9 protein-coding genes are annotated in these 6,353 nt (G+C 48.4%); 2 read left to right on the forward strand and 7 right to left on the reverse strand.

Annotated features, from left to right (window positions below; translation table 11 throughout):
• Window positions 1-224 precede the first annotated feature (224 nt).
• From rsmD to AACR41_RS10285, 3 genes are read right to left on the reverse strand one after another with little or no spacing between them, the layout of a single operon-like run.
• Complete coding sequence (gene rsmD / locus AACR41_RS10275) at window positions 225-764, reverse strand: 16S rRNA (guanine(966)-N(2))-methyltransferase RsmD (protein ID WP_030006812.1); 540 nt, start codon at window positions 762-764, stop codon at window positions 225-227.
• A 9-nt stretch (window positions 765-773) separates the two neighbouring features.
• Window positions 774-2,312 carry an AAA family ATPase gene (locus tag AACR41_RS10280; protein WP_030006813.1) on the reverse strand — a complete coding sequence of 513 codons (1,539 nt, stop codon included), beginning with the start codon at window positions 2,310-2,312 and terminating at the stop codon, window positions 774-776.
• A gap of 26 nt (window positions 2,313-2,338) precedes the next feature.
• The gene (locus tag AACR41_RS10285) at window positions 2,339-2,524 is read right to left on the reverse strand and encodes a hypothetical protein (RefSeq protein ID WP_223209901.1); all 186 of its coding nucleotides are present in this window, start codon (window positions 2,522-2,524) and stop codon (window positions 2,339-2,341) included.
• A gap of 764 nt (window positions 2,525-3,288) precedes the next feature.
• Here AACR41_RS10285 and AACR41_RS10290 point away from each other — a divergent pair.
• Both AACR41_RS10290 and AACR41_RS10295 read left to right on the forward strand, forming a co-directional pair.
• Window positions 3,289-3,591: a hypothetical protein gene (locus tag AACR41_RS10290; RefSeq protein WP_030006815.1), complete on the forward strand. Its 303-nt coding sequence runs from the start codon at window positions 3,289-3,291 to the stop codon at window positions 3,589-3,591.
• A gap of 82 nt (window positions 3,592-3,673) precedes the next feature.
• The gene (locus tag AACR41_RS10295; protein ID WP_030006816.1) at window positions 3,674-4,039 is read left to right on the forward strand and encodes a VOC family protein; all 366 of its coding nucleotides are present in this window, start codon (window positions 3,674-3,676) and stop codon (window positions 4,037-4,039) included.
• On the opposite strand, the gene AACR41_RS10300 is transcribed toward AACR41_RS10295, so the two are convergent.
• The 4 genes from AACR41_RS10300 to AACR41_RS10315 all read right to left on the reverse strand — a co-directional run.
• Window positions 4,023-4,937: a TIGR04168 family protein gene (locus AACR41_RS10300; RefSeq protein ID WP_030006817.1), complete on the reverse strand. Its 915-nt coding sequence runs from the start codon at window positions 4,935-4,937 to the stop codon at window positions 4,023-4,025. The two genes, AACR41_RS10295 and AACR41_RS10300, sit on opposite strands and share 17 nt — an antisense overlap.
• A 19-nt stretch (window positions 4,938-4,956) precedes the next feature.
• Window positions 4,957-5,712, reverse strand: a complete 756-nt coding sequence (locus AACR41_RS10305; protein ID WP_030006818.1) for a DUF1995 family protein — start codon at window positions 5,710-5,712, stop codon at window positions 4,957-4,959.
• A gap of 108 nt (window positions 5,713-5,820) precedes the next feature.
• On the reverse strand, window positions 5,821-5,973 hold the full coding sequence (locus AACR41_RS10310; RefSeq protein WP_161768735.1) for a hypothetical protein: 153 nt from the start codon (window positions 5,971-5,973) through the stop codon (window positions 5,821-5,823).
• A 38-nt stretch (window positions 5,974-6,011) separates the two neighbouring features.
• Window positions 6,012-6,353 (reverse strand): hypothetical protein (locus AACR41_RS10315; RefSeq protein WP_216627636.1); only part of this gene is annotated, 342 nt, incomplete at its 5' end.

Genomic DNA, 6,353 nt, shown 5'->3' on the forward strand with positions numbered 1-6,353 from the left:
CTCCGGCTTCGCCACCTCCCTCTAGGGAGGATGTTAGGGACTTTCCAGAACACCCACAAACCATTCCCCTCTTGAGCTTATCTTGTAGGGTTTTTCTCCAAGCCTTGATACACAAGAGTTTCACAAAAAGCACTTTTTTGTACAAAATGCCTGAAACGTTGTTATATCAAGATAGTGTTTTAAAAGTCATACAAGATAAGCTCTTGAGAGGGGTCAGGGGAGTGTCAATCAGCGAGGCAGTAAAAGGCGATCGCCGTTTTGCCGTAGTTTTTTTCCTTGAATAGCTCTAGTCCCGGTAATTCAAGGGGTTGCCAGAGTTTCGGGTCATACTCCACGGCCAATTCCCCGGTGGGAGCGAGCAATTCTAAATCAACAATTTTGGCTAAAACCCGGTCGTAGAGTTTCGCGGCGTAGGGCGGGTCGAAATAAATCAAATCAAAGGTTTCACCCCCTAAATTTTCTAAGCGCTTGAGGAGATCACCTTTTAAAATTTGGTATTCCTGGTCAACTTTAGCCACTTTCTGCCAATTTTCTTGAATAATGCGGCAAGCCTGGGAATTTTTCTCAATGCCGACAACTTTCACCGCGCCGCGACATAATGCTTCAGCCCCCATGGAGCCAGAACCCGCACAAAGATCCAGCCAGCGGCAGCCAGACACCTGTCCTTGCCAAATATTAAAAATTGCCTCCCGCACCTTTGCTAAGGTGGGCCGCGTTAGTTCCCCAGGGAGGGTTTTAATGTGTCGATTGCCGTAGATGCGCATCCCGGTATTTTACCGCGCTGATACAAATCGTTCCGAGGCGATCGCCCGTAATTTTTCCACATCCTCTCGCCGCGACACCGACAGGGGCACCGTACTTTTCATCTGGGCCACCAGCGCATCCGTCGTTAAGGGAGTTTGGGCGTAGAGAGCCTGGTATAGCCCGGCAATAATTGCCTGTTCAATCTCTGCGCCACTATAGCCCGCCGCCGCCGTCACCAAGATGCGCAAATCAAAATCTTGGACATTTTGTCGATGGCGCGCCAGGTGAATCGAAAAGATCGCCGCCCGCTCTTGGGCATTGGGCAGATCCACAAAGAAAATTTCATCAAAGCGGCCTTTCCGCAGTAGTTCCGGCGGCAGTTGCAATAGATCATTGGCCGTTGCAACGACAAAAACTTCCTGGGATTTCTCCTGAAGCCAAGTCAAAAACGAACCAAACAAACGTAAACTCAGACCCCCATCGCCCTCACCGCTGGGATTACCAAAGCTTTTTTCAATTTCATCGATCCACAACACCGCCGGAGCCATGGATTCAGCCAGTTTGATTGCTTGGCGGAAATTTTTCTCCGATTCACCGACAAATTTGTTGTACAGGCGGCCCGCATCCAGTTTTAACAAGGGTAGTTGCCATTCCCTAGCAATAGTTTTCGCCGCGAGGGATTTCCCGCAACCCTGCACCCCGACGATTAAAATTCCCTTCGGAGCCGGGAGATTCACCCGTTTTGCCGCCGAGCTAAAGCCCACTTGAGCCCGTTTGAGCCATTGTTTGAGACCCACAAAGCCCCCCAATTTCGCCGTATTTTCTTCCACGGGAAAGAGTTCCAGGAGGGATTCTTCCCGGAGGATCTGGGCCTTGCGGTGGATCACCTTGAGGATGTCGGCCCCGTTGAGTTCCCCGTCGATCAACGCAGCATAGGCGATCGCCTGGCGGGCCTGCTTGAGGGTCATCCCACTGAGGGCATGGACAAATTGATTTAGTTCTTCCCCCTGGAGCGTAATGGCTAGCTTATGGCGCACCTTGAGTTCCCGCATCACCTCCGACAGGGTTTGGTACAGTTCGTCCCCATCCGGGAGGGTCAGCTCAAAATACACCGCATCGTGGGCGATCGCCTTTGGTAAAGTGATCGACTCCCCCGTCAGCACCATCGCCGAATTTACAACCCCATAAATCTCAGCCAACTCCCGTACTTCCCGGATGACTTTGGGATCCTCCAGGTGGGGCGCAAAATCCTTGAGCCAAAAAATGCCATTGCGTTCAATCTGGCCCATATATTTCAGTACATCGAGGGGATCTGCCGTATTTTCAAAGGCGATCGGTTTGTTCGCCCCCGGTCGAGCATAGTCATTGGTGCGGGGCGCATATTTTGTCCCTGGGGTCGGGGCCAGTCCCAAATTCACCGTCCATTCAAATAAGGGCATGTGTAAATCCTTGACCACTTCCCGCAGGAGCGCCTCTACCCGTTCCTCTTCGACAGTCTCAATGACAATGATCGGATGAAACGCACAGATGAAGGTTTTTAAACTGTGAATGTTATCCAAAAAGCCCATGGTTCTCCCCAAACTCCCGACCCGACTTAGAGTAAATTGCGATAGAGCAAACGGAGTTCCTCGACTGTCTGGAGGTGATAAAGTTGATTTTCAATCATTTTGAGGCCGTGCAGACTGGGGATTTGTTGAATATCGGCAAAAATGCGATCTGCATCCTGGGGAAATTTGATGTCAAGGCCATGGCGAATTTGATTCAGGAGACCCCGTCTCACACTACGATCAATTCCCTTTTTGACCAGCCTATTAAACTCAACCATTGAGGTTCCCCACAAAAACATTGGCCGTGAAAAGAAAACGGTATTTTGATCTTACGTTATTTTCCCAAACCCCCTCCAAATTTAAAATTTTTCTCTAAGCCCAGAAGAAAGACCGGGATATTTCTTCATACTATTGTCATGCTCAATTCACAAAGTTGACACTCCCCTGCCTAAAGGCGAGAGGATTCTTGGTTCAGCGAGTCCACTTACCTAGGATTCCTTGCGAAGCCCTAACCAGAGGTGGGTCTCTCCCCAAGCGTTACTTTCCCAGTGCCCCTGGGTAGTTGGATTTGTCCAATGTTTGTTTGACTTGAAACGCTTTGTTTCAAATGCTGGTCGTCTAGTTCCTGCAAAGATTTTACCTATCCACAGGCTTCGGCTGTGAGACTTCCGCGTGAGCTCAGCCGAACGGGGGAACCTAGAACTATTGGATAGAACCCGATATCTTTGATTGTCAAGGTTCAGCGTAGAGCCGTGAGGCTACTGGGTTTTTAGAGCGGTTGATTACCCTATCCGCTAGAATTCAGTGTAGCAAAATGCCTAGATATTGGAATTGCTTCTGCCTCGCGTCAGGCGATCATCTTATATCACCACCCTAGAACAGCGGAGTCTTACTGCGACTTTTCTGATAACAATTCTAACGCCTGCCCCCACAGCCCCAAAGTAACCCTTAAGGTAAAAGAAGAAGCCAGCGTTTTGTCATCAACGACAATCCCCCTATGAACCACCAACCTTTTTCGACCCAAGGTAGTAGTGCTGCCTTTGAAAAAGAAGCTTTAGAACGCTTTCGTCAACTCACAGCCCTGCTCCCGAGTCGGTGCCAAATTTATCGTGAAGTCTGGGGCGAATCTACTGTCTTAACCCTAGATTTTGAGGCCTGCCCAACCCAACTGGCGATCGTAAAAGACCAGGCAATGATGCTGTTGTTAGTTGCTGACCATTTAGGGTTAGCCCAATCTCTATTGTTTCGCCTCGGGCCTAAAATTGAAGGCTGGATTAATTTTGCAACTACGGATTCCTAGGGAGTTGTCTCCCCTTGAATTTAGGAAACGTGAGCAGTCAAACTAAGCATCAAGCAAGCAATTCAGTATGGTAACGCCTCAGATTCAAGTAACCCGTTGTCTACATACAGCAATTTTGGTGACAGATGTGCAGCGGGCAGCGGCCTTTTATGATCGACTGCTGGGGCTGCCAAAGGTAGAACGACCCTTTAGCTATGGTGGCGTTTGGTACCAATTACCCCAGATGCAGGTTCATTTGATCGAAGATCCGACGTTCCAGGCGAAATTAGCCAATCCAGAAAAGTTAGGTCGGAATCCCCACATTGCTTTCGGTGTGAAGGATCTGAACGCAGTGCGATCGCAGTTGGACGGAGAAAATTATCCCTATGAGATGAGCGCATCGGGGCGACGGGCCTTATTTTTGCAAGATCCAGACGGCAACGTGATCGAGATTACGGAAGAGAGCTGAGGGGCTGCGACCAGAGGGTTTCCCTCGTTTGCTGCTGGTTGGCTGGGTTGACCCACACCAGTTCGGCTTTCGTCGGTCGGCCTTGGGTGAGGGTAATCACAGAAAAACTGTGGCGGCGATCGCCATTGTTGTAGGTTTGAATTCTGGGGACGCGGGCGGCATTGAAATAGAGGGTTTCGTCTGAAAATTGGCATTGGGTGCGCAGACGATCTTTGCGGTGCCGGAGGCTGTGGTGCATGTGGCCAAAGGTGACTAGGGGAATTGTTTTGTTCTGACGGCGGGCGATCGCCAGGGCCTGGGCAAAATCCGGATCACCAAAATCACCCCCCAGGGGATTCCAATCGCGACCACACATATCTTCTGGTTCCGAACCCAATCCGGTAGGGCCATTATGTCCGAGAAAGATCAGGGTTTCGTACTGACAGGCCGCAATATTTTTCTCAATTAACGCGGTGGATTCCGTAAAGTCATGGACGCCATAGCGATCGCCATAGAATTTCTCATTCTTCCACTTCTCACCCCCCCAACTAAAGGGCCGCGCCCCGACTACCGAAAGCTGAAATTCCGGTAAATCTAAATGGCCGTAGCCCACATGGGTTTCTCCTAGAATCTCTAGCTGGGCTTGCACACGGTCTTCTTTGGCATGGTCGTAGGGGGCTTTTTTGCGACCCCAATCGGAGGCGGTGTACCAGGCGTCATGGTTCCCTAAAATCACGGCTTTCGGGAAAGGAAGATCCGCCACTTGTTGCACCAATTTCACCGCTTCGTTGCCAAAGTCCCCGACAAACAACACGAGATCTACCCCAAGAATCTCTAGGGCTTGGCGATCGCCAACGGCGTCCCATTGATCATGGACATCTCCCACCACGGCAATGGTTAGTGAACGGTTATCAATCATCGGTTATGCGGTCTCAAACTTAATTGCTGAGGGCTTTTAGGAAGTTTTGTAGACCTCCAAGCAGTCCTGTTTTCTTAATTTTCGGTGCATTGGGATTAGTCGCTTCCCCCGCTTCAGGTTCCACCGCCGCCAACAGCAGCCGCTCTAAATATTCGCCGAGGGGTTTGGTCGTTTCGCTCGCAATCAGTTCGTATTGGTCTGCTTCTTTTTCGAGATACACTTCCCACGCCGAGGGGTAAGAACGCCAAACCATCGCGCTTTCGTAGGGTCGGATGTAGTAGGCGGTTTCGAGGGTGCTGATAAACCGTTCCCGCAGTTGCCGCGCCGCATAGCCAATCCCGACAATGGACACATCCTCCAGTTGGGGAATCAACATAATCACCGGGCGATCGCCAGCAAAGTTACAGAGCTTTTCGACCTGGGCAACTTCCACCGCCGACGGGCAGACAATAATAAAAATCTGGTCATCATCACCGACTTTATTCTCAATCGGCGATCGCGATGTGCCGATATCCGTCACCTTAAAAGGAATTTCGCCCCAATCCCGGCGGGCCAAAGCTGCTGCTCCTGTATCCGGAAAGAAGATTTTCAGTCCCGAACCGTACTCTTCGACAAATAGTTGCGCCCAATTCCACGCCAGCGCTTGGGCCTGTAGGGCAATTTCAGGAAAGCATAATTCAATTAAAATCCGCCCACAGCCTGCTTCTAAACTGTTTAGGGTTGCGGCTTTCGCTTGTTCGAGGGTTTCTTCAAAGGATTGGGGCAGATTGGACATGGTTTACCGCTGGATATTCTAGAACTTAAATTTTAAACTCTCAATTGATTATTAGACAATGAAGTAAAGGTCGTCAAAAAATATCAAATATCACAATTAATTAGCCCCTCAAAAAGACAATTCTATATTTTCAACATAAAGAAATATTTTTTCTTGCTTTTCTCCACTATACCAAGATTCTACAACCAGCTCTCCTTCCATATCTATATCATTGCCTTCCTGAAATGCTTCAACTTCATCAATTTTTTCTTGTGAATCCAACCAGATTTTTGCTGTGAGATAATCTATTTTTTCTGTACTTAATTTTTTATTTCTTTGTGAAGCTTGGCATTCTTTGTTTTAGCAACATTCAAGGATAATTCATAAAGCTTTGTTTTGTCACTTTTGTCATTGTATGAAATATTAGGCTGTGGTTTATTTAGAAGTTTATACCTTGAGAACTTAATTATTTTTCGATTTATGTAACCTGGACAATTTTGTTGACAAAAACCACATCGCTCACAAATCAAGTGATTACAGATTGTATTCTCAGGCTCTAATATCGCTTCACATAAATTATTTACTCCTAAAATTAATGGACTACAACCGCAACTATGGGTTATTCTTCTATTTTTCTTGATTCTGCCTCCGCAATAAGCTAA

The sequence above is a fragment of the Picosynechococcus sp. NKBG042902 genome (assembly GCF_963864045.1).
Lineage (GTDB): Bacteria > Cyanobacteriota > Cyanobacteriia > Cyanobacteriales > MRBY01 > MRBY01.